The following is a 25,494-nucleotide window of genomic DNA, read 5'->3' as shown; positions in this document are numbered from 1 at the left end:
AGCGGCCACCCGTTGACGGGACGCCCCGGCGGCCTACGCTCACTACGACCTGTGGTGGGAAGACGAGCGAGGGGGACCCATGATCTGGTCACGGCTGCGGCGCGGGCGGGCGGCGCCCAGACTTCCCCTGCCCGGTGGCTGCGGACAGCGCCGGCACACCCTGCGCACCGAGCGCCTCCTGCTCTACACCCCGGAGACCCAGCTGGACCTCGTGGTCTGCCGGGCCGCCGGCGCCGACCCGGAGGCCCAGCGCTGGCTCGGCTGGGACGACCTGGGCGTGATGGCCGACGCGGGCGTCCGTGAGCCCCTGGTCCTGCTGCTCCCTGCCGACGCCGGTGTGCGGCCCCCGGTCCCGGCGGTCTCGCGGCTGCTTGCCCGGCCCTTCGAACCCGGCCCGGGGCAGGCCCACATCCTGGTCGCCGTCCGCCTCGACGACGGCCGCTACGCGGGGTGCATCGAACTGGCCCCGGGCACCGGCGAGACCGGCGGCTGGCTGGCCCCGCACGCCCGCGGTCTCGGACTCGGCACCGAACTGTTCCGGGCCGCCGCCCTGCTCGGCCACGACCACCTCGGACTCGACTCGGTGCGGGCCGGGTACGAGCCCGCGAACACCGCGAGCGAGCAGGCCCTGAGCAGGGCCGGGTTCGTCCCGGCCGACGGGCCGCCCCGCCACCGGCTCGACAACGGCCGGGTGATCGACGCCCGCTGGCTGCGGCACACCTCGCCGACCCCGCCCCGCCACTGCTTCGGCTCCCCGCCCGCGGCTACAGCGCCCTAGCCACGAGCAGCGCCACGTCGTCGTGGTCGTCGGGGTGGCGCAGGCCGTACAGCAGGAGGTCGCAGATCTCCTCCAGCGGCCGCTCGGGTTCGTCCAGGAAGGTCAGCAGCACGTCCAGCCGGTCGTCGATGGAGTGGTGCCGGGTCTCGACCAGACCGTCCGTGTAGAGGACGAGCGCATCGCCGGGCGCCAGCTCGGTCGTGGTCGTCTCGAAGGCGATCCCGCCCACCCCGAGCGGGGCACCGGGCGGCAGGTCGAGCAGCAGCGGGGCGTGCCCGGGACCGGCCAGCGCGGGCGGCATATGGCCCGCGTTGGCGATCCGGCACCGCCGGGTACGGGGGTCGTACACCGCGTACAGGCAGGTCACGATGTAGTGCTCCAGATCGCAGGTGATCTTGTCCAGGTGCTGGAGCACTTCCCCGGGTTCGAGATCGAGGTCCGCGTAGGCGCAGGTCGCGGTGCGCAGCCGGCCCATCGTGGCGGCCGCGTCGATGCCGTTGCCCATGACGTCCCCGACGACCAGCGCCGTCTTGTCGTCGGTCAGCGGGATGACGTCGTACCAGTCGCCGCCGACCTCGCTGGTGGCCTGGGCGGGCTGGTAGCGGGAGGCCAGGTCGAGACCCGCGTGGTGCGGCGGATGGTCGGGGAGCAGGCTGCGCTGGAGGGTGAGCGCGGTGTTGCGCACGCTCTCGAACCAGCGGGCGTTGTCGATGGCCACGGCGGCCCGCCCGGCCAGCTCACCGGCCAGGACCACGTCGTCCTCGTCGAAGGGGAGCGGATTGCGGGTGCGCTTGAGGTCGAGCGCGCCGAGCACCTCGCCGTGGGCGATCAGCGGCACCGCGAGATACGAGTGGACACCGGCCCGCGCCAGCAGGGCGCCCGCCTCCGCGTCCCGGGCGATCCGGGGGATGTCGTCGGCGCCGACATGGCGGACCAGGACCGGCCGCCCGGTGTGGACGCACAGGGTGACCAGCCGGTCCCCGTCGTACGCCGCCACGTTCCCGGGCGCGTCGGCGGCCCGCAGCGCCACCGTCGGATGGGCCGCCTTGAGGGCGAGGGCGCGGAAGAGCTCCGGGCCGTCGTCCGGTCTGCGGGAGCGGCGGCAGGCCAGGGCGGAGTCCAGGACGTCCACGGCGACCACGTCGGCGAGCTGCGGGACGGCGACCTCGGCCAGCTCACGGGCGGTCTGTTCCACCTCCAGCGTGGTGCCGACCCGGGTGGAGGCCTCGGCGATCAGGGCGAGCCGCCGCCGGGCCCGGTCGGCCTCGGCCGCCGCTCGGTGCCGCTCGGTGACGTCGACGACCGAGGCCGCCGCGCCCAGCACCCGCCCGGCGGGGTCCTCCAGCCGGTAGAAGGAGAGCGACCAGGCGTGCTCGCGGTCCGGGTCGGCGGGCGGCCGGCCCACGTGGTACTGGTCGAGCAGCGGCGTCCCGGTCGTGAGCACCTGCCGCAGCGCGGACTCGATCGTCCCGACGTCGGGCAGCGGCAGTGTCTCCCGCAGCCGCCGGCCGATGTGCTCCTCGGCGGGGATGCCGTCGATGCGCTCCAGCGCCGGATTGACCAGCAGGTACCGCAGATCGGGGTCGAGCAGCGCCAGCCCGATCGGGGACTGGTTGATCAGCCGCTCGCACAGCGCGAGGTCGGTCTCCACCCGCTGGAGCAGGGTGTGGTCGGCGGCGATGCCGAGGGCGTACACGCCCCCGAGGTCGTCCTGGAGCCGCATGTTGCGGAACTCCATGAGCCGGCTGCTGCCGTCCTTGTGCCGGATGGGAAAGGTGCCGGCCCAGCTCCGGCCGGTCTCCAGCACCTCCGAGAACAGCCGGACCACGGCCTTCAGGTGCTGCGAGTGGATGAACAGGCGCGCCGCGTACCTGCCGAGGGCCTCCTCCGCGGTGTATCCGAACAACTCCTCCGCCTGCGGGGTCCAGAACACGATCCGCCCGTCGGCGTCCAGCACCATCGCGGACACGCTCAGCATGTCCAGCAGACCGGTGGGCGGGGGTGCCTTCGCCGCCTCGGTGCCGTACACGTCCTCCTCGGAGGGGAAGGATTCGGCCGTCATCGCCCACCTCCTCCCCTCCATGCTGCCCCCGTCGGCGGCGTCCGGAAAGCGCCGGGACCCGCGCGGAACGCGACCGTGCGCATCCGCCGGACAGGCAGCACCATGGGTCGTGTAAAGGATGGCTCGATGGACTCTGCGCGAGATGCCATGGACGCTGCGCGAGAAGCGCCCGGCACCGCTGCGGCACCGCCGGGTGATCTCCTCGACGCGTCGAGCGACGCGGCGGCGGTCGTGCGGGCGGACGGTGTCGTGGTCGGCTGGACGCGGGGTGCCGCGGCCCTGCTCGGCCGCCCGGCGGCGGACGTGGTGGGCCGCTCCGCCGCGCGGCTCGTGGCGACCCCGGGGGACCCGGCCCGGGTGGCCGGCGTCGCCGCGCACTGCCGCGCGGGCATGGGCTGGAGCGGCCAACTGTCCGTACGGCACCACGACGGCCGCGCCCTCGACGTGGACCTGCGGGTCTCCGCGTCCTTCCGGATCGGCGAGGACGAGTGCTTCCTGCTCTCCGCCCGCCTGCGCAGCCCGTACTGGACGGTCGGCCAGTCCGTCCTCGACGGATTCCTCACCCGCTCCCCGGTCGGGATGGCGGTGATGGACCTCCAGCTGCGCTACGTGTGGCTCAACGACACCCTGGAACGCCTCGGCGGGGTGCCCCGGGAACAGCGGCTCGGACACCGGCTCAGCGAGCTGCTGCCCGGCCTCCAGGCCACCACCCTCGAAGGCCTGATGCGCCAGGTCCTGGAGTCCGGGACCCCGGTCACCGACCACGAGTACCTGGGGTGGAGCTGGGCCGACCCGCACCGCCGGCGCGCCTACTCCACGTCCTTCTTCCCCCTGGTCGACTCCGAGGGCTCCGTCACCGGCGTCTGCTACATGGTCCAGGACGTCACCGACCGGTGGACGGCCCGCCGGCTGCTGTCGCTGGTCAACGAGGCCGGCACCCGGGTGGGCACCACCCTCGACGTGCTGCGCACGGCCCAGGAACTCGCCGACTTCGCCGTCCCGCGCTTCGCGGACTTCGTCGTCGTCGACCTCCTGGAGCCGGTGCTCAGCACCGAGGGCCACGGCGCGTGGCTGACGGACGCGGGCCCGGCGCCCGCGCGGCCCGCGATGCGCCGCGCCGGGATGCGTTCGGTCCGCGAAGGCTGCCCGGAGGCCGTGGCCCAGGTCGGCGACCGGGTGGACTTCCTGCCCCCGCCGCACGACGCGCACCTCCTCATCGACGGCGAGCCGATCCTCATCCCCGTCCTCGACCCCGCCGACGAGCTGTGGACCAGCCGGCAGCCCGCGAGGGCGGCGACCATCCGCGCGTTCGGACTGCACTCGCTGATCTCCGTGCCGATGCGGGCCCGGCACACCGCGCTCGGCCTCACCACGTTCATCCGCTCGGTCAACCCCGTGTCCTTCGGACCCGACGACGTCCTGCTTGCCCGGGAACTGGTCGCGCGGGCGGCGCTGTGCGTCGACAACGCCCGCCGCTACACCCGGGAGCACACCGCCGCCGTCACCCTCCAGCGCAGCCTGCTGCCCGACGCCCTCTCGGGCGGCACCGCGCTGGAGGTGGCCTCCGGCTATCTGCCGGCCGACCCCAGCGACGGGGTGGGCGGCGACTGGTTCGACGTGATCCCGCTGTCCGGGGCCCGGGTGGGCCTCGTCGTCGGCGACGTGGTGGGGCACGGCATCACCGCCGCCGCGACCATGGGCCGGCTGCGCACGGCGGTCCAGACCCTCGCCGACATGGACATGCCTCCCGAGGAGCTGCTGGCCCACCTGGACGACCTGGTGCTCCGGCTGAGCGCGGACCGCACCGACGACGCGTCGCCCGCGCAGGGCACGACCGCGTTCCTCGGCGCCACCTGCCTCTACGCCGTCTACGACCCGGTCACCCGGCGCTGCCGGATGGCCCGCGCCGGGCATCCGCCCCCCGTCGTCGTCACCCCCGACGGGCAGGTGTCCTTCCCGGAACCGCCCGCCGGACCTCCGCTCGGCCTCGGCGGCATGGCGTTCGAGGCGACCGAGATCGAACTCGCCGAGAACAGCCTGATCGGCCTCTTCACCGACGGTCTGGTGGAAGGCTCCGACCAGGACATGGAGCGGGGCATGGAACGGCTCGGCGCCCTGCTCGCCGGGTCCGACGCCGACCTCGCCACCCTGTGCACCTCGGCGGTACGGCGGCTGGTGCCCGTGCCGCAGCCCGACGACATCGCCCTGCTGCTGGCCCGCACCCACGGCCTGGGCCCCGACCAGGTCGTCTCCTTCGACGTGCCCGCCGACCCGGCCGCCGTCGCCGACGTACGGGCCCGGGCGACCCGCCAGGTCGAGGCCTGGGGACTGGCGGACCTGGCGACGACCTCGGAACTCATCGTCAGCGAGCTGGTCACCAACGCCGTGCGCTACGCGACCCCGCCCATCCGGCTGCGGCTGCTCCGCGACACCCGGCTGACCTGCGAGGTCTCCGACGCCAGCAGCACCGCTCCACGGCTCCGGCACGCCCGCAGCCTGGACGAGGGGGGCCGCGGACTGTTCCTGGTGGCCCAGCTCGCCCACCGGTGGGGATCCCGCTACACGGGCGAAGGAAAGATCATCTGGGCCGAGCAGGAGATCGGCCGCTGACCTGCTGTGACATCCCCCACCTGCTCTTGCCCGAGCGAGGAACGCTTCCCTACGTTCGAAGACATGTCCCACCACGGCCCCACCCCATCCGGCGCACCGTTCGACTGGTCCGTCGACCTGAGCGCGCACGAAATGCTCCGGCGGGCCCACGTCATGGACGCCCTCGGCGCCGACTGGGACCCGGTGGAGGCGCTGCGCGGCGAGGAGGCGGCGTACGCACTGCTCTACTCCGGCCTCAGCCCCGAGCAGCAGCGCATCCACGACGAACTCGTCGCGGCGGGGGTGCTCCCTCCCAGGGGAGACGGGCATGCTGCCGCTTGACCCGCAGGCCGACCCCGGCCGCCGCGCCTGGGTGGCCTGCCCCCGCTGCAACGACCACCAGGGCTGCGCCACCTGCGCGGAGCGCCGCACCTGTGCCACGCACTGGCGCTATCTGCTCTCCAACGTCGGCAGCCTGCTCCACCTCCAGTGCCCGTCGTGCACCCACGTCTGGGACCACGAGACCCACTTCGGCGCCACCCGCACCCCCTGGGAGCGCATCACCAGCGGCCTGCGCCGCGACTGAATCCGGGCCCCCGGCGCGGCGCAAACAGCACCGGCTCCGTCCGCCGCGCTAGGGGGACGCGGGTCCCGTCGGACGGCGCGCCCGTGACGCGCTGCGACCCACACACAGGGATGACACCTCGCGCGGGAGCACGCCGAGTACGTCGCACGGCCGCACCTCGCGCCGCGCGGAAGCACGCCGAGTACGTCGCACCCCCTGCACGGCCGCGCCCCGCGACGCGCGCAGGGGCACGCCAGGTGCGTCGCCCCCCGCCGCACGGCCGCACCCCCCACGGCCGCCAACGCCGCCACGCCCGACGCCCCCCCACGGCCGCCAACGCCACCACGCCCGACGCCCCCGCGTCCGGTCCCGGCTGTGACATCCGTGAGCCCGGACGGCCGAGCCGCGTCCGCTTTCGGATGACCCGGCCGTCTGTCGCCGGGGGCGGCGGACGGACCTGACGGAGGATCGCCCCGGCGGTCATCCCCGCCTGCCGCCCGTCCGCCCGGAGGCAGTCGTGCACATCCTGCTCGTAGCCAGCGCGTTCAACAGCCTCACCCAGCGCGTCCACGCCGAGCTGCGCGACCGCGGCCACATGGTGGCGGTCGAACTCGCCCTGCCCGACGCCTCGTTGGCGGACGCCGTACGGCGCCACGCACCGCACCTCGTCCTCGCGCCGATGCTGCGCACGGCGATCCCCGAGGAGGTGTGGAGGGCGTACCCCTGTCTCGTCGTCCACCCCGGCCCCGTCGGCGACCGCGGACCGTCCTCCCTGGACTGGGCGATCCACGAGGGCTTCGACACCTGGGGCGTCACCGTCCTGCGGGCCGACGCGGAGATGGACGCCGGGGACGTCTGGGCCTGCGTGCCCTGCCCCGTCCCCGAGGTGGCCAAGAGCGACCTGTACCGGGGTGAGATCGCCGACGCCGCGCTCGGGGCCGTCCTGCTCGCCGTGGACCGCTTCGCCGGCGGGACGTACGTACCGCTGCGGCAGGACCGGGCGGGCACGGCCGACCCCCGGCTGCGGACGCGCCCCTATCTCGACCAGGGCGTCCGGCGGATCGACTGGGCCGAGGACGCCACCCGGACCGTGCTGCGCAAGCTGCGGGCCGCGGACTCCCAGCCCGGTGTGCTCGACGTGCTGTTCGGCGAGGAGTGGTACCTGCACGGCGGCCACCCCGAGGACCGGCTGCGCGGCCGCCCCGGCGAGCTGCTGGCCACCCGCGCCGGGGCGATCTGCCGGGCCACCGCCGACGGCGCCGTGTGGATCCCCGAGCTGAGGCTGCGGCGGCTGCGCGGGGCGCCGCCCACCTTCAAGCTGCCCGCCGTGCTCGCCCTCGGCGACCGGCTGCCGCCGCTGCCCGACCGCACCCCGCCCCGGCTGCCCGACGCCCGGGAGCGCGGCTGGACGGACATCCGCTACCGGGAGGAGGGGACCGTGGGCTTCCTGTCCTTCGCCTTCCCCGGCGGCGCCATGAGCACCGGGCAGTGCCGGCGCCTGCTCGACGCCTACCGGGAGGCCTGCGACCGGCCCACCACGGTGCTGGTGCTGGGCGGCGCCCGCGACTTCTTCTCCAACGGCATCCACCTCAACGTCATCGAGGCCGCCGCCGACCCGGCCGCCGAGTCCTGGGCCAACATCAACGCCATCGACGACCTGGTCGAAGCGGTCCTGACGACCACGGACCGCCTGACCGTCGCGGCCGTCGCGGGCAACGCGGCCGCGGGCGGCGTGATGCTCGCCCTCGCCGCCGACGAGGTCTGGTGCCGCTCCGGCGCCGTGCTGAACCCCCACTACCGCCTGATGGGCCTGTACGGCTCGGAGTACTGGACCCACACCCTCCCGCGCCGGGCCGGCCGCGCCGCAGCCGCCCGGCTCATGAGCGAGGCCCTCCCGGTGAGCGCGGCCGGCGCCCGCCGCCTCGGGCTCGTCGACCGGGTCGTCGACCGCGCCCCGGAGGCGTTCGCCCCCGAGGTCGGTGCCCTCGCCGCCCGGCTGGCCGCGCTGCCCGCGACGGCGGCCCGGATCACCGGGAAGAAGGCGGAACTGGACCGGCTCCAGAGCCTGACCCCGCTCTCCGGCTTCCGGGACCGGGAGCTCGCCCGCATGCGGGAGACCTTCGACGACCCGGACGCCCCCTACCACGCCCTGCGCCGGGCGTTCGTGCACAAGAAGCGCCCCGCCCGTACCCCGCCGCATCTCGCCCCGGTTGCGCACACCGGACCGAACCCCTCTGCCGCGGACGTCACCGGAATGGCCCCCGATGGTGTCTCACCCGGGCCGAACCGCTGGTACGAAGGATCCTGATGGTCGAAATGTCGGCCTTTGTCCCTCACCTCCCCAGGAGGCGGTCCCCATGAGCCAGGCGACGCCGAACACGGTCGGCGCTGCGGACGCCACAGGCGCGCCCGCCGAAGAGACGCCCACGATCCACGTCCTGTGGATCAACGCCGGGCTGAGCTGCGACGGCGACTCGGTCGCCCTGACCGCGGCCATGCAGCCCAGCATCGAGGAGATCGTCCTCGGAGTGCTGCCCGGCCTGCCGAAGATCCAGGTGCACTGGCCGCTCATCGACTTCGAGTGCGGCCCGGTCGGCGGCGCCGACACGTTCATCGAGTGGTTCTTCAAGGGGGAGCGGGGCGAACTCGACCCGTTCGTGCTGGTCGTCGAGGGCTCCATCCCCAACGAGGCGATCAAGCCCGAGGGCTACTGGTGCGGCTTCGGCGACAACCCCGAGACCGGCCAGCCCATCACCACCAGCGAGTGGATCGACCGCCTCGCGCCCAAGGCCCTCGCCGTCGTCGCCATCGGCACCTGCGCCACGTACGGCGGCATCCACGCGATGGCCGGCAACCCGACCGGCGCCATGGGCGTCCCGGACTACCTGGGCTGGGACTGGAAGTCCCACGCCGGCATCCCGATCGTGTGCGTCCCGGGCTGCCCCATCCAGCCCGACAACTTCGCCGAGACCCTCACCTACCTGCTCTACCAGGCCGCCGGGTCCGCGCCGATGATCCCGCTGGACGACAAGCTGCGTCCGACCTGGCTGTTCGGGGCGACCGTGCACGAGGGCTGCGACCGGGCCGGCTACTACGAGCAGGGCGAGTTCGCGACGACGTACGACTCGCCGAAGTGCCTGGTCAAGATCGGCTGCTGGGGCCCGGTCGTCAAGTGCAACGTGCCCAAGCGCGGCTGGATGAACGGCGTCGGCGGCTGCCCGAACGTCGGCGGCATCTGCATCGCCTGCACGATGCCCGGCTTCCCCGACAAGTTCATGCCGTTCATGGACGAACCCCCCGGGGCCAAGGTCTCCAGCACGGCCAGCGGCGCGTACGGCGCCGTGATCCGCAGGCTGCGGGACATCACCGCGAAGACGGTGGACAAGGAGCCCAAGTGGCGCCGGAGCGGCGAGAAGATCACCACCGGCTACCGGCCGCCCTGGTGACGCCCTCCCGCAGCTGACCCCGCGTGACCCGCTTCTGCTTCGTGCACCCCACACCCGAACCTCCCGCGCAACGAAGGGCACGGCAACGACCATGGCAAGGACGAAGGCGGCCGGAGACGGCACCGGTCTGGTGGAGATGTCCTGGGACCCGATCACCCGGATCGTGGGCAGCCTGGGCATCCACACGAAGATCGACTTCAAGCAGAAGCGGGTCGCGGAGTGTTACAGCACCTCGTCGGTGTTCCGCGGCTACAGCGTCTTCATGCGCGGCAAGGACCCCCGCGACGCCCACTTCATCACCAGCCGCATCTGCGGCATCTGCGGCGACAACCACGCCACCTGCTCGGTGTACGCGCAGAACATGGCGTACGGCGTGAAGCCGCCGCACCTCGGTGAGTGGATCATCAACCTCGGCGAGTCCGCGGAGTACATGTTCGACCACAACATCTTCCAGGAGAACCTGGTCGGGGTCGACTACTGCGAGAAGATGGTCAAGGAGACCAACCCCGGCGTCCTCGAACTCGCCGAGCGCACCGAGGCCCCGCACGCCGCCGAGCACGGCTACCGCACCATCGCCGACATCATGCGCTCGCTCAACCCGCTGGAGGGCGAGTTCTACCGCGAGGCCCTCCAGGTCAGCCGGTACACGCGTGAGATGTTCTGTCTGATGGAGGGCCGCCATGTGCACCCCTCCACGCTCTACCCGGGCGGTGTCGGCACGGTCGCCTCCGTGCAGCTGTTCACCGACTACCTGAGCCGCCTCATGCGGTACGTCGAGTTCATGAAGCGGGTCGTCCCGCTCCACGACGACCTCTTCGACTTCTTCTACGAGGCCCTGCCCGGCTACGAGGAGGTCGGCCGCCGGCGCGTCCTGCTCGGCTGCTGGGGCGCCCTCAACGACCCCGAGCACTGCGACTTCACCTACGCCAACATGACCGACTGGGGCCGGCGGATGTTCGTCACCCCCGGCATCGTCGTCGACGGCAAGCTCGTCACCAACGACCTCACCGCGATCAACCTCGGCATCCGCATCCTGCTGGGCAGCTCCTACTACGAGGACTGGCAGGGCCAGGAGCAGTTCGTCACCCACGACCCGCTCGGCAATCCGGTCGACCCGCGCCACCCCTGGAACCAGCACACCATCCCCGCCCCGCAGAAGCGGAACTTCGACGACAAGTACAGCTGGGTGATGTCCCCGCGCTGGTACGACGGCAAGGACCACCTCGCCCTGGACACCGGCGGCGGCCCCATCGCCCGCCTGTGGTCCACCGCGCTGTCCGGGCTCGTCGACATCGGGTACGTCAAGGCCACCGGGCAGAGCGTCGTCATCAACCTGCCCCGCACCCTGACCAAGCCGGAGACCACCTTCGAGTGGAAGATCCCGAAGTGGTCCAACGCCCTGGAACGCAACCGCGCCCGCACCTACTTCCAGGCCTACGCCGCCGCCGTCGCCCTGCACTGCGCGGAGAAGGGCCTCGAGGAGGTCCGCGCCGGACGCACCCAGACCTGGGAGAAGTTCGAGGTCCCGGACGAGAGCATCGGCTGCGGCTTCACCGAGGCCGTCCGCGGGGTCCTCTCCCACCACATGGTGATCCGCGACGGCAAGATCGCCAACTACCACCCGTACCCGCCCACCCCGTGGAACGCCAGCGTCCGCGACTCCTACGGCACCCCCGGCCCGTACGAGGACGCCGTGCAGAACACCCCGATCTTCGAGGAGAACTCCCCGGAGAACTTCAAGGGCATCGACATCATGCGCGCCGTCCGCAGCTTCGACCCCTGTCTGCCCTGCGGCGTCCACATGTACGTCGGCGGCGGGAAGACCGTGAAGTCGATGCACGTGCCCACCGGGCTGAGCGGACTGGGCGGATGAGCGCGCCGACCACCGCACCCCCCGTCACGGCGGAGCGGACCGGGCGCCGGATCGAGGAGGTCCTGGACCGGCTGGCCGCGACCGGCGAGGGCGCCGCCGCGGCCGAGGAACTCGTCCGCTCCCTCATGGACCTCTACGGCACCGGCCTCGCCCGCGTCGTCGAACTGCTCGACTCCGCACCCGGCGAGCCCCTCGCCGAACTGCTCGACGACGACCTCGTGGCGAGCCTGCTCGTCCTGCACGACCTGCACCCCGAGGACCGTGACACCCGGATCGCGCGCGCCCTCGACGGGGTCCGCGACCACCGCCTGGAGGTGGTGGGCTTCGAGGAGCACAGCGGCACCCTGCGGCTGCGCGCCCGGGCGGGCGGCGGCTGCGGCTGCGGCTCCGCCCAGGACGCCGCGCGGGCCGCCGAGGCGGCGCTCGCCGGCCTCGCCCCCGAGGTCAGGGCCGTGGACGTGGAGACCGCGCCCCCCGGACCCACCCTCCTGCAGATCGGCGCGGCACCGACGGGGGCGCGATGAGCACGACCACCCCCGGGCTGCGGCGGTTCCTCACCGAACGTCCGCCGCAGCCGGAGCGGTGCGAACTGTGCGCGGCCGAGGTGCCCGAGGACCACCGCCATCTCGTCGACACCGAACGGCGGTCCCTCGCCTGCGCCTGCACGGCCTGCGCGGTGCTGATGGAACAGCCCGGCGCCACCGCGGGCCGCTTCCGCGCGGTCCCGGCCCGCTGCCTCGCCGACCCCGGCCACCGCCTCGACGAGCGGGCCTGGGAGGCGCTCGGCATCCCGGTCGGCGTCGCCTTCTTCTTCCGCAACGCCGCCCTCGACCGGCTGGTCGCCCTCTACCCGAGCCCCGCCGGGGCCACCGAGAGCGAACTCGACCCGGACACCTGGACCGCGGTCCTCGGCGGCAGCCGGCTCGCCGACCTCCTCGAACCCGACGTCGAGGCACTGCTGCTGCGCCGCACCGACGACCGCGTCGACTGCCACCTCGTCCCGATCGACATCTGCTACGAACTGGTCGGCCGGATGCGCCTGTTGTGGCAGGGCTTCGACGGCGGCCGGGAGGCGCGCGCCGCGCTGGACGCGTTCTTCGCGGACGTGGCCCGCCGCGCCCGGCCCCTGGAGGAGGCGGGCCGCCCATGACCGAGTTCTCCTTCACCTGCACCGGCGTACGCGCCGACCGGTACGCGGCCGGGCCGACGCTCGTCTTCCGGCTGCGCGTCACCGCGTCCGGCGACACCCCCGTGCACGCCCTCGCGCTGCGCTGCCAGATCCGCATCGAACCCGCCCGGCGCGGCTACGGCGACCGGGAGGCCGACGGCGTCAAGGACCTGTTCGGCGAACGCTCCCGCTGGGGCACCACCCTCAACCCGGTCCAGTTCGCCCAGGTCCCGCTGATGGTGACCGCGTTCACCGGGGAGACCGAGACCGACCTCGTCGTCCCCTGCACCTACGACCTGGACATCGCCGCCACCCGCTATCTCGCCGCCCTCACCGACGGCGAGGTCCCGCTGCTGATGCTGTTCTCCGGCACCGCCTTCACCGGCTCCGGCGGCTTCCGCGTCGAACCCGTCCCCTGGGACCGCGAGGCGCCCTTCCGGATGCCGGTCGCCGTCTGGCGGGAGATGGTCGAGCAGCACTTCCCCGGCTGCGGCTGGATCCGGCTGCCCCGCGCCACCATGGACGCCCTCCTCGCCTACCGCTCCCGGCACGCCCTGCCGTCCTGGGAGGCGACCGTCGAGGCACTGCTCGACCGCGAGGACGACGGCGGCGCCGCCGGCCGGACCGAGAGCCGCGACCCGCTGCGCGCGCTGACCGCCCCGACCGGGAGGACCGACCCGTGACCGTGACCGCGTTCGCCCCCGGGACCGAGGAGCGCTTCGCCCTCGCCCGGCAGGTGGCCGACGCCGTCCTCTTCGAGGGCTATGTGCTCTACCCGTACCGCGCCTCCGCCGCCAAGAACCGGCTGCGCTGGCAGTTCGGGGTGCTCGTGCCGCCCGCCTGGGGCGCCGGGTGCGAGGAGTACGACTTCCAGCACACCGAGTGCCTGATGGAACCGAGGAAGGGCGCCACGCTCTCCGTCGAGGTGCGCTTCCTGCACGCCCGCCGGCGCACCGTGCAGCGGGCCCTGCCGGACGGCGGCTGGGACACCGTCGCCGAACTCCGCCTCGACGACCGGGTGCTGGTGCCCTGGGACGAGGGCGGCGAGGAACGCGTCGAAGTCGTCGTACCCGTCGAGGAGTTGCTCGGCGACGGCGTCACGCGCCCCTTCCGGCTCCCGGCCCGCGAGGACACCGAACCGGTCCTGGACGCCGAGGGCCGCACCGTCGGCCGGCTGCTCCGGCGGTCCGAGGAGATCCACGGGAGCGTACGGCTGTCCGCCCGCGAACTCGACGGCCCCTACCGGACGGTGCGGCTCACCGCCGTCGTGGAGAACACCAGCGGCTGGGTGCCCCCGGAGGGCCGGGCGGCCGACCGGGACGCGGCGCTGCCGCACTCCCTGGTCGCCACCCACCTCCTCATGGCCCTCAGCGCCGGATCGTTCCTGTCGATGACCGATCCCCCGGAATGGGCCAGGGGCGCCGTCGCCGCCTGCCGCAATCTGCACACCTGGCCCGTCCTCGCCGGTGAACCCGGCAGCGCCGACCTCGTGCTGTCCTCCCCGATCATCCTGGAGGACCACCCGGCCATCGCACCGGAGAGCCCCGGGGCGCTGTACGACGCCACCGAGATCGACGAGATCCTCGCGCTGCGCACCGCCGCCCTCACCGACGAGGAGAAGCGCGAGGCCCGGGGCACCGACCCGCGGGCCGCCGCCGTGATCGACCTGGCGGACTCGATGCCGGCCGAGGTGCTGGAACGCCTGCACGGCGCCGTGCGCGGCCTGCGCGAGGTCACCGGGGAGACCGGACCGCCCGGCTCACCCGCTTTCTCCGGCTTCCCCGACGAGCACGGGGTGACCCGGCCCGACACCCCCTGGTGGGACCCGGCGTCCGACGCCGGCTTCGACCCCGCCCACGACACCGTCGTCGTGGACGACCGGCCCGTCGGCAAGGGCAGCCGCGTCGAACTGCGGCCCGGACTGCGGCACACCGACGCCCAGGACCTGTTCCTGCACGGCCGGGCCGCGACCGTCGAGGCCGTGCTGCACGACGTCGACGGCGCCGTGCACCTCGCCGTCACCGTCGACGGCGACCCCGGCGCCGACATCCGCCGCGCACAGGGCCGCTATCTCTACTTCCAGCCCGACGAGGTCGTACCGCTGGAGGCCGGACCATGACCCGCACCCTCGTGGCCGGCATCGGCAACATCTTCCTCGGCGACGACGGCTTCGGCGTCGAGACCGCCCGCCGGCTCGCCGGGGCCCGGCTGCCGGAGCACGTCGAGGTCGCCGACATCGGCGTCCGCGGGGTGCACCTCGCCTACCGGCTCCTCGACGGTTACGACACCCTCGTCCTCGTCGACGCCACGGCCCGCGGCGAGGCACCGGGGACGCTCTACGTCATCGAGTACGACGGTCCCGGCGCCGACCCCGGCGCGGTGCCCGCGATCGACGGCCACCGGATGACCCCCGACACCGTCCTGGCCCTGCTGGACACCCTCTGCGCCGGCACCGGCGGACACCCGCCCCGGCGCACCGTGATCGTCGGCTGCGAACCGGCCTCCGTGGAGGAGGGCATCGGACTCAGCCCGCCGGTGTCCGACGCCGTGCCCGAAGCCGTACGGCTGATCGAAGAGCTGCTGCGGGACGGCGATCCGTCCGTGGCACCGGCCGGGGCCGCCGAGGCTCCGCCGGCGAGATGAAGGAGAGACGGATGAAGAAGATCGTCATCGGTGGAGCCGCCGTCGCCGCCATGGCCGCCACCGCCGCCGTAGCCGCCGAGCTGTTCCCCGACCTCCGGCGCTACCTGCGGATCCGCCGCATGTGACCCGGGCACCGGGACCCCAGGCACCCGGGACGCCCCGCCCGGACGCGCGGTTGCGTCGAACGGGCGTAGCCGCCGACCGGTGACGGCGCGGCGGGCCGGGCGCCCGGGTGCCCCCGCCTCTAATGAAGGCCGGCGGGGGGCACGCCCACGCCCGGGAGGACCGAGACCGATGCACGAGATGTCCGTCGCGCTGGCCGTCGTCGACCAGGTGACCGAGGCCGCCGAGCGCGCCGGGGACGTCACGGCGGTCCGCGTGATCCGGCTCCGGGTCGGCGAACTCGCCGGGGTCGTCCCCGACGCCCTCTCCTTCTGCTTCGAACTGGCCTGCGCCGGGACCCTGCTGGAGGGCGCCGAACTCGTCACCGAGCCCGTGCCGGGCCGGGCCCGCTGCACCTCCTGCGCCCACGAGTGGGCCGTCGGCATGCCGCCCCGGCTGACCTGCCCCGGCTGCGGCGGCACCCGGACCGACCTGTGCGCCGGCCGGGACCTGCAGATCGCCTCCGTCCAGTGGGAGGACGGCGCCCCCGCGCCCACCGGCGCACCGATCCACGAGGAGTGCTGAACCATGTGCCGTGTCGTCGACCTGCGGCAGGCCGTGCTCGCGAAGAACGACGCGAGCGCCCACACCCTGCGCGCCCGACTCACCGCCGGCGGCACCACCGTCGTCAACCTGCTCTCCAGCCCCGGCAGCGGCAAGACCGCGCTGCTGGAGCAGGAACTGCTGCGGGCCCGTGAGCGGTCGGTGTCCGTCGCCGCGCTGACCGCCGACCTCGCCACCGAGAACGACGCGGCACGGCTGGCCCGTTCGGGCGTCCCCGTCAAGCAGGTGCTGACCGACGGACTGTGCCATCTGGAGGCGGGCATGCTCGCCGGACACCTGGACGGCTGGCTGCCCGAGGACACCCGGCTGCTGTTCGTGGAGAACGTCGGCAACCTCGTCTGCCCCGCCTCCTACGACCTGGGGGAGACCCTCAGGGTCGTCCTCGCCTCCGTGACCGAGGGCGAGGACAAGCCCCTCAAGTACCCCACCGCCTTCGGGCTCGCCCACCTGGTCGTGGTCACCAAGACCGACCTCGCCGCGGCCGCCGAGTTCGACGGGATGGCGTTCCGCGCGCACGTGGAGCAGGTCAACCCGGGCGTGGAGATCGTGATGACCTCGGCCCGCCGGGGCAAGGGCGTGGGCGCGCTGCTCGACCGGGCGCTGGCCGCCGCGGAGGGCGCACCCGTCCACATGCCGGTCATGGCCCGCCAGACGCACGGTCACACCCACGAGCACAGCCACGGCCACACCCACACGCACGACGGCTCTCCTCCGCACGGGGACGCGGCCGACACCCTGGCCCGCACCCACCCGTGAGCGCTCCCCCGTCCCCGCCCGCCGTCACCGGCGACGGGCCGCTGCGCCGCCGGATCCTCGTCCGGGGGGTGGTGCAGGGCGTGGGCTTCCGGCCGTACGTCTACGGTCTCGCCACCGAGCTGGCCCTGGTCGGCCATGTCACCAACACCCCGGAGGGCGTCGTCGCCGAGGTCGAGGGCAGCGGCGCGGCCGTGGCGCGGTTCTGCGAACGCCTCGCCGTCCAGGCGCCCCCGCTGGCCGTGGTGGAGTCCGTGCGCCACCAGGAAGTGCCCCTCGCGGGAGGTGAGGCGTTCACCATCCTCGCCTCGCGCACCGGCGGCCCGGCCCGCACCCTGGTCTCCCCGGACACCGCCACCTGCGCCGACTGCCTCGCCGAACTGGCCGATCCCGCCGACCGGCGCCACCGCCACCCCTTCGTCAACTGCACCCACTGCGGCCCCCGCTTCACCATCGTCACCGGCGTTCCCTACGACCGGGCGCACACCACCATGGCGGGCTTCCCGATGTGCGCCGACTGCGCACGGGAGTACGGCGATCCGGTCGACCGGCGCTTCCACGCCCAGCCCGTGGCCTGCCCGGCCTGCGGGCCGCGGCTGCGGCTGATCGCCCCCGGCGCGTCGGGAGCGTCGGGCGCGGTCGGCGATCCGATCGCCGGGGCGCGCGCCCTGCTGACGCGCGGTGCGATCCTCGCCGTGAAGGGCCTGGGCGGCTACCACCTGGCCTGCGACGCCACGAACGGGACGGCCGTCGCCCTGCTCCGCCGCCGCAAGGCGCGCGGCGACAAGCCGTTCGCCGTCATGGCCCGCGGTCCGGCCGACGTCGAGCACCTCGTGCGGATCGGCCCCGAGGAGCGGCGCCTGCTCGAAGGGGGTGTCCGGCCCGTCGTCCTGCTGCGGCGGCACCTCGACCCGGCGTACGCGCCCGGCGCCCCGCGGCCCGCGGACGCCGTCGCGCCCGGCAGTCCCGACCTCGGCGTGATGCTGCCGTACACCCCCGTGCACCATCTGCTGCTGGGCCTGCCAGGCGATCCGGACGGCCCCCGGCTGCTCGTCATGACCAGCGGCAATGTGTCCGGGGAACCGATCGTCACCGACGACACCGAGGCCCTGGAGCGGCTCGCGGACCTGGCCGACGCCTGGCTCGTCCACGACCGGCCGATCCATGTGCCCTGCGACGACTCCGTGGTGCGGGTCTGCGACGGCGAGCCCCTGGTGATCCGCCGCTCGCGCGGGTACGCGCCGCTCCCGGTCGCCCTGCCCCTGCCCGTCCGCCCCGCCCTCGCCGTCGGCGGGGACCTGAAGAACGCCTTCTGCCTCGGCGCGGGCCGCAAGGCCTGGCTGTCGGCGCACATCGGCGACATGGACGACCTGCGCACCCAGGGCGCGTTCGAGGGCGCGGTGGGCCAGTTGGCGTCGATCACCGGTGTACGGCCCGGCCTGCTGGCCGCCGACCGGCACCCCGGCTACCGCTCCGCCGCCTGGGCCGCCCGCACCGCCGACGGGCGGCCCGTGGCCCGGGTCCAGCACCATCACGCCCATGTCGCCGCCGCGATGGCCGAGCACGGCCTCGACGGCACCCGACCGGTGATCGGGGTCGCCTTCGACGGCACCGGCCACGGCGACGACGGGGCGGTGTGGGGCGGGGAGTTCCTGCTCGCGGACTACGACGGCTTCACCCGCTTCGGGCACCTCGCGTACGTCCCGCTGCCCGGCGGCGACGCCGCGGTGCGCCGCCCGTACCGCATGGCGCTGTCCCATCTGCGGGCCGCGGGCCTCGACCGGTCCCCCGACCTCCCCTGTACGGCGGCCTGCCCACCCGAGGAACTCGGCGTACTGGAAAGGCAGTTGGAGCGAGGACTGCACTGTGTCCCCACCTCCAGCATGGGCCGCCTCTTCGACGCGGTGTCCTCCCTCGCCGGTGTGTGCCAGCAGGCCGGCTACGAGGCGCAGGCCGCCGTCGAGCTGGAGGCGGCCGCCCTGCACGCGCCCGCCGGGGACACCACCGCCTACGACTTCGCCCTGCACGTACCCGAGAGGGGGGCGCGGGGCGAGCGGGGCGAGCGCGGGGCCGTACAAGCCGATCCCGCGCCCGTCCTCGCGGCCGTCGTCCGCGATCTGCGCGCCGGGCACACCGCGGCCCTGGTCGCGGCCCGTTTCCACCGGGGCGTGACCGCCCTGGTGCGCCGGATGTGCGCGCTGGCCCGGGAACGGCACGGCCTCGACACGGTCGCCCTCACCGGCGGCGTGTTCGTCAACACGCTGCTCTCGACGGCCTGTTCGGCCGCCCTGCGCGAGGACGGCTTCACGGTCCTGCGGCACCGTCTGGTGCCGCCGGGCGACGGCGGCCTGGCGCTGGGCCAGCTGATGGTGGCCGCGCGGACGACGCACACCGACTGACCACATCCACAGCGAGGAGAGGCCCATGTGCCTGGCGGTACCCGGCAGAGTGCTCGACATCGAGGAACGCGACGGCACCCGGATGGCCACCGTCGACTTCGGCGGCGTGGTCAAGGAGGTGTGCCTGGAGTACCTGCCCGACCTCCGGGTCGGCGAGTACGCCATCGTCCACGTCGGGTTCGCCCTGCAACGGCTGGACGAGGAGTCGGCCCAGCAGACGCTCGAACTCTTCGCCGAACTCGGCATGCTCCAGGAGGAGTTCGGCGACGCCTGGGAGATGGCGGCGGCCGAGGCGGGTCAGGACGTCGTCCGGGAGGCGGGGCAGTGAAGTACATCGACGAGTTCCAGGACCCCGACCTCGCCCGCCGGCTCCTGGACGACATCCACGCCACGGTCACCCGGCCCTGGGCGCTGATGGAGGTCTGCGGCGGCCAGACCCACAGCATCATCCGGCACGGCATCGACCAACTCCTGCCCGAACAGGTCGAGTTGATCCATGGACCTGGCTGCCCTGTCTGTGTGACCCCGCTGGAGGTCATCGACAAGGCGCTGGAGATCGCCTCCCGCCCCGAGGTGATCTTCTGCTCCTTCGGCGACATGCTGCGGGTGCCGGGCACCGGCCGGGACCTGTTCCAGGTGCGCGGCGAGGGCGGGGACGTACGCGTCGTCTACTCGCCGCTCGACGCGCTGCGGATCGCCCGGCAGAACCCGGACCGCGAGGTGGTGTTCTTCGGCATCGGCTTCGAGACGACCGCGCCGCCCAACGCCATGACGGTCCACCAGGCCCGCAAGCAGGGCATCCGCAATTTCAGCATGCTGGTCTCGCACGTCCGGGTGCCGCCCGCCATCGAGGCGATCATGTCCTCGCCGAGCTGCCGGGTGCAGGGCTTCCTCGCCGCCGGGCACGTGTGCAGCGTGATGGGCACGGGGGAGTACCCGGAGCTGGCGGACCGCTTCCGGGTGCCGATCGTCGTGACGGGCTTCGAGCCGCTCGACATCCTCGAAGGCGTACGCCGGGCGGTACGGCAGCTGGAGCGCGGTGAGCACACCGTCGACAACGCCTATGCCCGGGCCGTCCGCCCGGACGGCAACCCGGCCGCGCGGGCGATGCTGGAGGACGTCTTCGAGGTCACCGACCGGGCCTGGCGGGGCATCGGCGTGATCCCCGGCAGCGGCTGGCGGCTGTCCCCGAAGTACCGCGACCACGACGCCGAACACCGCTTCTCCGTCGAGGACATCCGGACGGAGGAACCGGCCGAGTGCCGCAGCGGAGAGGTCCTCCAGGGCCTGCTCAAACCGCACGAGTGCGCCGCGTTCGGCACCCTGTGCACGCCGCGGACCCCGCTGGGCGCCACGATGGTCTCCAGCGAGGGCGCCTGTGCGGCGTACTACCTCTACCGACGGCTGGATCTGCCGGCGGGCCCGAAGGCGCGGGAGGCGACCCCCGTTGTCTGACGCGACCTCGCTCCCCGCCCTCGACATCGAGGCGTGGACCTGCCCGGCGCCCCTGCGCGACCGTCCCCGGGTCGTCATGGGCCACGGCGGCGGCGGGGTCCTCTCCGCCGAACTGGTCCAGCAGATCTTCGCCCCGGCCTACGGCGGCGAGGCGCTCGCCCAGCTCGGTGACTCCGCCGTCCTCTCCCTCGGCGGCGCCCGCCTGGCCTTCTCCACCGACTCCTACGTGGTGCGCCCGCTGTTCTTCCCCGGCGGCAGCATCGGCGACCTGGCGGTCAACGGCACCGTCAACGATCTCGCCATGAGCGGCGCCCGCGCCGCCTACCTGTCCTGCGGGTTCATCCTGGAGGAGGGCGTCGAGCTCGACACCGTCACCCGGGTGGCCCGGGCGATGGGCGCGGCCGCGCGCACCGCCGGCGTGGAGGTGGCCACCGGGGACACCAAGGTGGTGGAGGCCGGCCACGGCGACGGGATCTTCGTCAACACGGCCGGCATCGGGGTCGTCCCGGCGGGCGTCGACCTGCGACCGCAGCGCGTCGTCCCCGGGGACGTCGTGATCGTCAGTGGCGCCGTCGGCGTCCACGGGGTGGCGATCATGAGCGTCCGCGAGGGCCTGGAGTTCGGGGTGGAGATCGCCAGCGACTGCGCGCCGCTCGGCGGGCTGGTCGAGGCGATGCTCGCCGTCACCCCGGATCTGCATGTGCTGCGGGACCCCACCCGGGGCGGTCTGGCCGCCGCGCTCAACGAGATCGCGAGCGCCTCCGGCACCGGAGTCGTCCTCCAGGAGCGGGCGATCCCCGTCCCGCCGGCCGTGGCCAACGCCTGCGCCATCCTCGGGCTGGACCCCATGTACATCGCCAACGAGGGCAAGCTGGTGGCCTTCGTCCCGCGGGAGCGCGCCGACGCGGTCCTCGCGGCGATGCGGGCCCATCCGCTGGGCGCGGACGCCGTGGTCATCGGCGAGGCGGTCGAGGCCCATCCCGGCATGGTCGTGGCGCGCACCGGGCTGGGCGGCACCCGTGTGGTCGACCTGCCGATCGGGGAGCAGCTGCCGCGCATCTGCTGAGCCGGTCAGAGGCGGATCGGACGGGGGAGAAGCCGGCCCTCGCCCGATCCGCCGTGTTTAAAGCCGATATGACCGGATGGCTGTCCTATGGTGATCCCGTGCGCGGAATCCTGTTGGCCGGAGGTACCGGCTCGCGACTGTGGCCCCTGACCCGTTCGGTGTCGAAACAACTGCTGCCGGTATTCGACAAACCCATGGTCTATTACCCGCTGTCCACCCTCGTGATGGCGGGCGTCCGGGAGATCCTGGTCATCACCACCCTTGAGGACCAGGGCCAGTTCCGTCGCTTGCTCGGCGACGGGAGCCACCTGGGACTGAGGCTGGAATACAGGGCGCAGGAGCGCCCGGAGGGAATCGCCCACGCATTCGTGCTGGGCGCCGAATTCATCGGCGGGGAATCCGTCGCCCTCATTCTGGGTGACAACATCTTCCACGGCAGCGGACTCGGCACCCGGCTCGCCCGGCACGAGGATCCGGTGGGCGGCCGGGTGTTCGCCTATCAGGTCGCGAATCCCTCGGCGTACGGCGTGGTGGAGTTCGACGCGTACGGCCGGGCGGTGTCCATCGAGGAGAAGCCGGCCCGCCCCCGGTCCCGCTACGCCGTCCCCGGCCTGTACTTCTACGACCACCGTGCCGTCGACATCGCCCGCACGCTGCGGCCCAGCGCCCGCGGCGAGTTGGAGATCACCGACCTCAACCGCGCCTATCTGGAGGCGGGCGAACTCCAGGTCACCCGGCTCGACCGGGGCACCGCCTGGCTGGACACCGGGACGTTCGCCTCCATGGTCCAGGCCTCGGAGTTCGTCCGGGTCATCGAGGAGCGCCAGGGCTTCAAGGTCGGCTGCGTGGAGGAGACCGTCTGGCGGGCGGGCCTGATCGACGACGACCGGCTGCGGGCGCTCGCCCGGCCGCTGCTGAAGAGCGGATACGGCGACTATCTGCTGGGCCTGCTGGAGGACGGCCGTCCTGACCTGGAGCTCGGCGGAGTGGGAAAGGTGGGTGCATGAAACCGCTCGGGATCGAAGGGGCGTGGGTGGACACGCCCCGGGTGTTCGCGGACGACCGGGGCCGCTTCCACGAGTGGTTCCGGAGCGAGACCTTCCGTGCGGCCGTCGGGCACGGGTTCACGTTCGAACAGGCGAACTGCTCCCGCTCCGTGCGGGGCACGCTCCGTGGTGTGCACGCCGCGGCCGTGCCGCCCGGCCAGGCGAAGTACGTCACCTGCGTCAGCGGCGCGGTCCTCGATGTGGTGGTCGACATCCGCGTGGGCTCCCCGACCTTCGGGACCTGGGAGGCCGTACGCCTGGACGACACGACACACCGCTGCGTCTACCTCTCGGAGGGGCTCGGCCACGCTTTCATGGCGCTGGAGGACGACTCCACCGTCGTCTATCTCTGTTCGCAGGGATACGCACCGGACCGCGAATTCGGGATCGACGCGCTCGACCCGGCCCTGGCGATCGCCTGGCCCGGCGACCTCACCCCCGTCCTCTCCGACAAGGACGCGGCGGCGCCGACGCTGGCGGAGGCGGAGAGGCAGGGGCTACTGCCCTCCTTCGAGGAATGCGTGGCATTCCGCGGCGGTCTGTGACGCTGCTCGGGTGATCCTCATGGTCGAGACGGGTCGTCCATTCATCATTTTTTCATAGAGGTGGAAGGGATGAGGTCGTTCCTGGCGGACCGATGCACGCGCAGTGCCGCGCCGCCGTCCGATCCCTGTCCTATGTGAGGAAGGTTCTCTTGAACCGCAGAACGATCCGAATGGCGCGCCTGAAATCCGTCACGATGGTGACGACGGGCGCGGCCGCGGTGGCCCTGAGCGTGATTCCCAGCACGGTGGCGATCGCCGACGCGATGCAGCGGCCGGACGCCGGTCGCCTCGTGGTGCAGAAGCTCCCCGCGGGCGTGTCCGAGGCGGCGGTGGCCGACGCGGTCCGCCGCGCGGGTTCCGACGGCCGGGCGACGGTGAAGCCGTACGGCGACAAGGACCGCGACCCTCATCACCAGCAGGTACAGAAGGGCCCGCGCGGGCCTCGGGGCCCGAGGGGTCCCCAAGGCCCGCAGGGACCCCAGGGCGAGACGGGCGCTGCCGGTGTGCAGGGGGCGCAGGGGGCGCAAGGGGCGCAGGGGGCCCAGGGAGCCCAGGGAGCCCAGGGCGCCAAGGGGGACCATGGTCACAAGGGGCGGCCGGGCGTCCAGGGTGCGCAAGGAGCCCAGGGAGCCCAGGGAGCCCAGGGTGCTCAGGGAGCCCAGGGTGGGACAGGTGGCACAGGTGTGCAGGGTGCTCAGGGGGCCCAGGGGGCCCAGGGAGCCCAGGGAGCTCAGGGAGCTCAGGGAGCTCAGGGAGCTCAGGGAGCTCAGGGAGCCCAGGGTGCTCAGGGAGCCCAGGGTGCTCAGGGGGCGCAAGGAGCTCAGGGTGCTCAGGGGGCGCAAGGAGCTCAGGGTGCTCAGGGTGCGACCGGCCCTGCGGGTCTGAGCACCTACATCGTCGCCGCGTTCTCGGGCGCACCGGGTAACACCGCGACCGCCAACTGCCTGAGCGGGGACATCGCCACGGGCGGCGGGTTCATCGCGGGCAACGGCTCGCAGCTGTCCAGCCGGCCGGTCGGCGCCGTGGGCGCCGCGGCCACGGGGTGGCAGGCCACCCAGAACGGTTCGGGCAACGGGATCACCGCCTTCGCGATCTGCGTCGACCTGCCGTGACCCCGTAGTGGGGTGTACGGCGCAGCAGTCCACCCCACCGTGAGAGGAGCGACGGCGTCCACGGAGACCACGGTCCCGTGGGCCGCCGTCGCCCCCGTCCCCCGCCGCCGTCCGGGCCACCCGTACACCCTCGGCCCCACCCTGGAGGATCCGTGCGCCCTACGGTCTGCCTGAACATGATCGTCAAGGACGAGGCCCCGGTGATCCGCCGCTGCCTCGAATCCGTCAGGCCCATGATCGACCGCTGGGTCATCGTGGACACGGGCTCGACCGACGGAACACAGGACGTCATCCGCGAGACCTACCAGGACCTTCCAGGGGAGTTGTACGAGCGACCCTGGAAGGGGTACGACGGGAGCCGGACCGAGGCGATCGAACTCGCCCGGGGCGGCGCGGACTACCTCCTCTTCGTGGACGCCGACGACGTGATGAGACTCGAGCCGGGCTTCCGCATGCCGGAGCTGACGGAGGACGCCTACCGCGTCGACATCCGCTACGGCCCCTTCTTCTACTGGCGGCCGGCCCTGGTCTCGACGCGGCTGCCGTGGCGCTACAAGGGTGTCCTGCACGAGTACATCGACTGTGGCTCGCGGTACAGCCTGGGTGTGCTCGGAGGGGCCGAAATGGTCATCGTGGGCGGCGGCGCACGCCTGAGGAACGAAGGCACGCGGGCGAAGTACCTGCGCGACGCGCAGATTCTGGAGCAGGGCCTGCTCGAAGACCCCGGGAACGCCCGCTACGCCTTCTACCTCGGGCAGAGCCTGCGCGACGCCGGTGAACCGGAGAGGGCGCTCGAAGCGTACGACCGCCGGGCCGCCATGGACGGCTCGGCCGAGGAGCTCTACTGCGCCCGCCTCTGGGCCGCTCGGCTCGCGGAGAGTCTCGAACGGCCCGCGGCGGAGGTGATGGACCGGTATCTGCGGGCGTACGAGACCCGGCCCTCCCGCGCCGAGGCCGTCGGCGATCTGGCGCGGCTGTGCCGGACCAGCGAGCGCTGGCCGCTCGCCCATCTGTTCGCCCGTCAGGCGGCCCGCATCCCGTTCCCGCAGGACGACCTGCTCGTCGAGCCCGGCTGGTACGAGTGGCAGGCGCTCGACGAACTCGCCGTGGCCGCCTACTGGGTGGGCGAGTACGAGGAGTGCAGGGACAGCTGCGAACGCCTCCTGGAGAGCGGCGCACTGCCCGCCGAACACCGTGAGCGGGTGGCCCGGAACCTGGAGCTGGCCCGGGAACACCTCGGTCTCACGTGTCTCGTCGGGGTGTGAGAA

24 protein-coding genes are annotated in these 25,494 nt (G+C 73.3%); 22 read left to right on the top strand and 2 right to left on the bottom strand.

Annotation, left to right across the window (positions count from 1 at the left end):
• Positions 1–79 precede the first annotated feature (79 nt).
• Positions 80–778: a GNAT family protein gene (locus tag ABZ490_RS02655; RefSeq protein WP_358983210.1), complete on the top strand. Its 699-nt coding sequence runs from the start codon at positions 80–82 to the stop codon at positions 776–778.
• On the opposite strand, the gene ABZ490_RS02650 is transcribed toward ABZ490_RS02655, so the two are convergent.
• Positions 765–2,840: a SpoIIE family protein phosphatase gene (locus tag ABZ490_RS02650; protein WP_358983208.1), complete on the bottom strand. Its 2,076-nt coding sequence runs from the start codon at positions 2,838–2,840 to the stop codon at positions 765–767. The two genes, ABZ490_RS02655 and ABZ490_RS02650, sit on opposite strands and share 14 nt — an antisense overlap.
• A 147-nt stretch (positions 2,841–2,987) precedes the next feature.
• Here ABZ490_RS02650 and ABZ490_RS02645 point away from each other — a divergent pair, with 147 nt between their 5' ends.
• From ABZ490_RS02645 to ABZ490_RS02550, 20 genes are all read left to right on the top strand, one after another.
• Positions 2,988–5,450 (top strand): SpoIIE family protein phosphatase, encoded by a 2,463-nt coding sequence (locus tag ABZ490_RS02645; protein WP_358983594.1) that lies wholly within the window; start codon positions 2,988–2,990, stop codon positions 5,448–5,450.
• Between the two features lie 63 nt (positions 5,451–5,513).
• A complete protein-coding gene (locus tag ABZ490_RS02640; RefSeq protein ID WP_358983206.1) occupies positions 5,514–5,771 on the top strand; it encodes a DUF6400 family protein in 258 nt (85 codons plus the stop codon).
• Positions 5,758–6,015 (top strand): hypothetical protein, encoded by a 258-nt coding sequence (locus ABZ490_RS02635; protein ID WP_358983204.1) that lies wholly within the window; start codon positions 5,758–5,760, stop codon positions 6,013–6,015. Before ABZ490_RS02640 ends, ABZ490_RS02635 begins: the two co-directional genes overlap by 14 nt.
• A gap of 496 nt (positions 6,016–6,511) precedes the next feature.
• Complete coding sequence (locus ABZ490_RS02630) at positions 6,512–8,302, top strand: hydrogenase maturation protein (RefSeq protein WP_358983202.1); 1,791 nt, start codon at positions 6,512–6,514, stop codon at positions 8,300–8,302.
• A gap of 49 nt (positions 8,303–8,351) precedes the next feature.
• Positions 8,352–9,440 carry a hydrogenase expression protein HypE gene (locus ABZ490_RS02625; protein WP_358983200.1) on the top strand — a complete coding sequence of 363 codons (1,089 nt, stop codon included), beginning with the start codon at positions 8,352–8,354 and terminating at the stop codon, positions 9,438–9,440.
• Between the two features lie 91 nt (positions 9,441–9,531).
• Positions 9,532–11,313 carry a nickel-dependent hydrogenase large subunit gene (locus ABZ490_RS02620; protein WP_358983197.1) on the top strand — a complete coding sequence of 594 codons (1,782 nt, stop codon included), beginning with the start codon at positions 9,532–9,534 and terminating at the stop codon, positions 11,311–11,313.
• Entirely contained in the window at positions 11,310–11,837 is a 528-nt protein-coding gene (locus ABZ490_RS02615) for a hypothetical protein (RefSeq protein WP_358983195.1), read from the top strand. Before ABZ490_RS02620 ends, ABZ490_RS02615 begins: the two co-directional genes overlap by 4 nt.
• Positions 11,834–12,463 (top strand): DUF5947 family protein, encoded by a 630-nt coding sequence (locus ABZ490_RS02610; protein WP_358983193.1) that lies wholly within the window; start codon positions 11,834–11,836, stop codon positions 12,461–12,463. Before ABZ490_RS02615 ends, ABZ490_RS02610 begins: the two co-directional genes overlap by 4 nt.
• Positions 12,460–13,164, top strand: a complete 705-nt coding sequence (locus ABZ490_RS02605) for a DUF6084 family protein (protein WP_358983191.1) — start codon at positions 12,460–12,462, stop codon at positions 13,162–13,164. Before ABZ490_RS02610 ends, ABZ490_RS02605 begins: the two co-directional genes overlap by 4 nt.
• On the top strand, positions 13,161–14,600 hold the full coding sequence (locus tag ABZ490_RS02600) for a hypothetical protein (RefSeq protein WP_358983189.1): 1,440 nt from the start codon (positions 13,161–13,163) through the stop codon (positions 14,598–14,600). The genes ABZ490_RS02605 and ABZ490_RS02600 overlap by 4 nt, the downstream gene beginning before the upstream one ends.
• Positions 14,597–15,124, top strand: coding sequence for a hydrogenase maturation protease (locus ABZ490_RS02595; protein ID WP_358983187.1), 528 nt, complete (start codon positions 14,597–14,599; stop codon positions 15,122–15,124). The genes ABZ490_RS02600 and ABZ490_RS02595 overlap by 4 nt, the downstream gene beginning before the upstream one ends.
• A gap of 294 nt (positions 15,125–15,418) precedes the next feature.
• On the top strand, positions 15,419–15,811 hold the full coding sequence (gene hypA, locus ABZ490_RS02590; RefSeq protein ID WP_358983182.1) for a hydrogenase maturation nickel metallochaperone HypA: 393 nt from the start codon (positions 15,419–15,421) through the stop codon (positions 15,809–15,811).
• A 3-nt stretch (positions 15,812–15,814) separates the two neighbouring features.
• On the top strand, positions 15,815–16,606 hold the full coding sequence (hypB, locus tag ABZ490_RS02585) for a hydrogenase nickel incorporation protein HypB (protein WP_358983180.1): 792 nt from the start codon (positions 15,815–15,817) through the stop codon (positions 16,604–16,606).
• Complete coding sequence (hypF, locus tag ABZ490_RS02580) at positions 16,603–19,002, top strand: carbamoyltransferase HypF (RefSeq protein ID WP_358983178.1); 2,400 nt, start codon at positions 16,603–16,605, stop codon at positions 19,000–19,002. Before hypB ends, hypF begins: the two co-directional genes overlap by 4 nt.
• A gap of 25 nt (positions 19,003–19,027) precedes the next feature.
• Complete coding sequence (locus ABZ490_RS02575) at positions 19,028–19,330, top strand: HypC/HybG/HupF family hydrogenase formation chaperone (protein WP_055637591.1); 303 nt, start codon at positions 19,028–19,030, stop codon at positions 19,328–19,330.
• Positions 19,327–20,457, top strand: a complete 1,131-nt coding sequence (gene hypD / locus ABZ490_RS02570) for a hydrogenase formation protein HypD (RefSeq protein ID WP_358983175.1) — start codon at positions 19,327–19,329, stop codon at positions 20,455–20,457. Before ABZ490_RS02575 ends, hypD begins: the two co-directional genes overlap by 4 nt.
• Positions 20,450–21,523, top strand: coding sequence for a hydrogenase expression/formation protein HypE (gene hypE, locus ABZ490_RS02565; protein WP_358983173.1), 1,074 nt, complete (start codon positions 20,450–20,452; stop codon positions 21,521–21,523). The genes hypD and hypE overlap by 8 nt, the downstream gene beginning before the upstream one ends.
• Before the next feature lie 98 nt (positions 21,524–21,621).
• Positions 21,622–22,530 carry a glucose-1-phosphate thymidylyltransferase RfbA gene (rfbA, locus tag ABZ490_RS02560; RefSeq protein WP_358983171.1) on the top strand — a complete coding sequence of 303 codons (909 nt, stop codon included), beginning with the start codon at positions 21,622–21,624 and terminating at the stop codon, positions 22,528–22,530.
• Entirely contained in the window at positions 22,527–23,114 is a 588-nt protein-coding gene (gene rfbC, locus ABZ490_RS02555; RefSeq protein ID WP_358983169.1) for a dTDP-4-dehydrorhamnose 3,5-epimerase, read from the top strand. The genes rfbA and rfbC overlap by 4 nt, the downstream gene beginning before the upstream one ends.
• 645 nt (positions 23,115–23,759) lie before the next feature.
• Entirely contained in the window at positions 23,760–23,999 is a 240-nt protein-coding gene (locus ABZ490_RS02550; protein WP_358983166.1) for a hypothetical protein, read from the top strand.
• Positions 24,000–24,003: 4 nt separating this feature from the next.
• Here the strand turns inward: ABZ490_RS02550 and ABZ490_RS02545 are convergent, their stop codons facing one another.
• A complete protein-coding gene (locus tag ABZ490_RS02545) occupies positions 24,004–24,288 on the bottom strand; it encodes a hypothetical protein (protein WP_358983164.1) in 285 nt (94 codons plus the stop codon).
• Positions 24,289–24,402: 114 nt separating this feature from the next.
• Between ABZ490_RS02545 and ABZ490_RS02540 the strand changes: the two genes are divergently transcribed.
• Entirely contained in the window at positions 24,403–25,491 is a 1,089-nt protein-coding gene (locus ABZ490_RS02540) for a glycosyltransferase (RefSeq protein WP_358983162.1), read from the top strand.
• Positions 25,492–25,494: the final 3 nt, after the last annotated feature.

This window comes from Streptomyces sp. NPDC005811 (assembly GCF_040630405.1).
Taxonomy (GTDB): domain Bacteria; phylum Actinomycetota; class Actinomycetes; order Streptomycetales; family Streptomycetaceae; genus Streptomyces.
The sequence above is the reverse complement of the archived record's forward strand: the minus strand, read 5'-3'. Positions and strand labels throughout refer to the sequence as shown.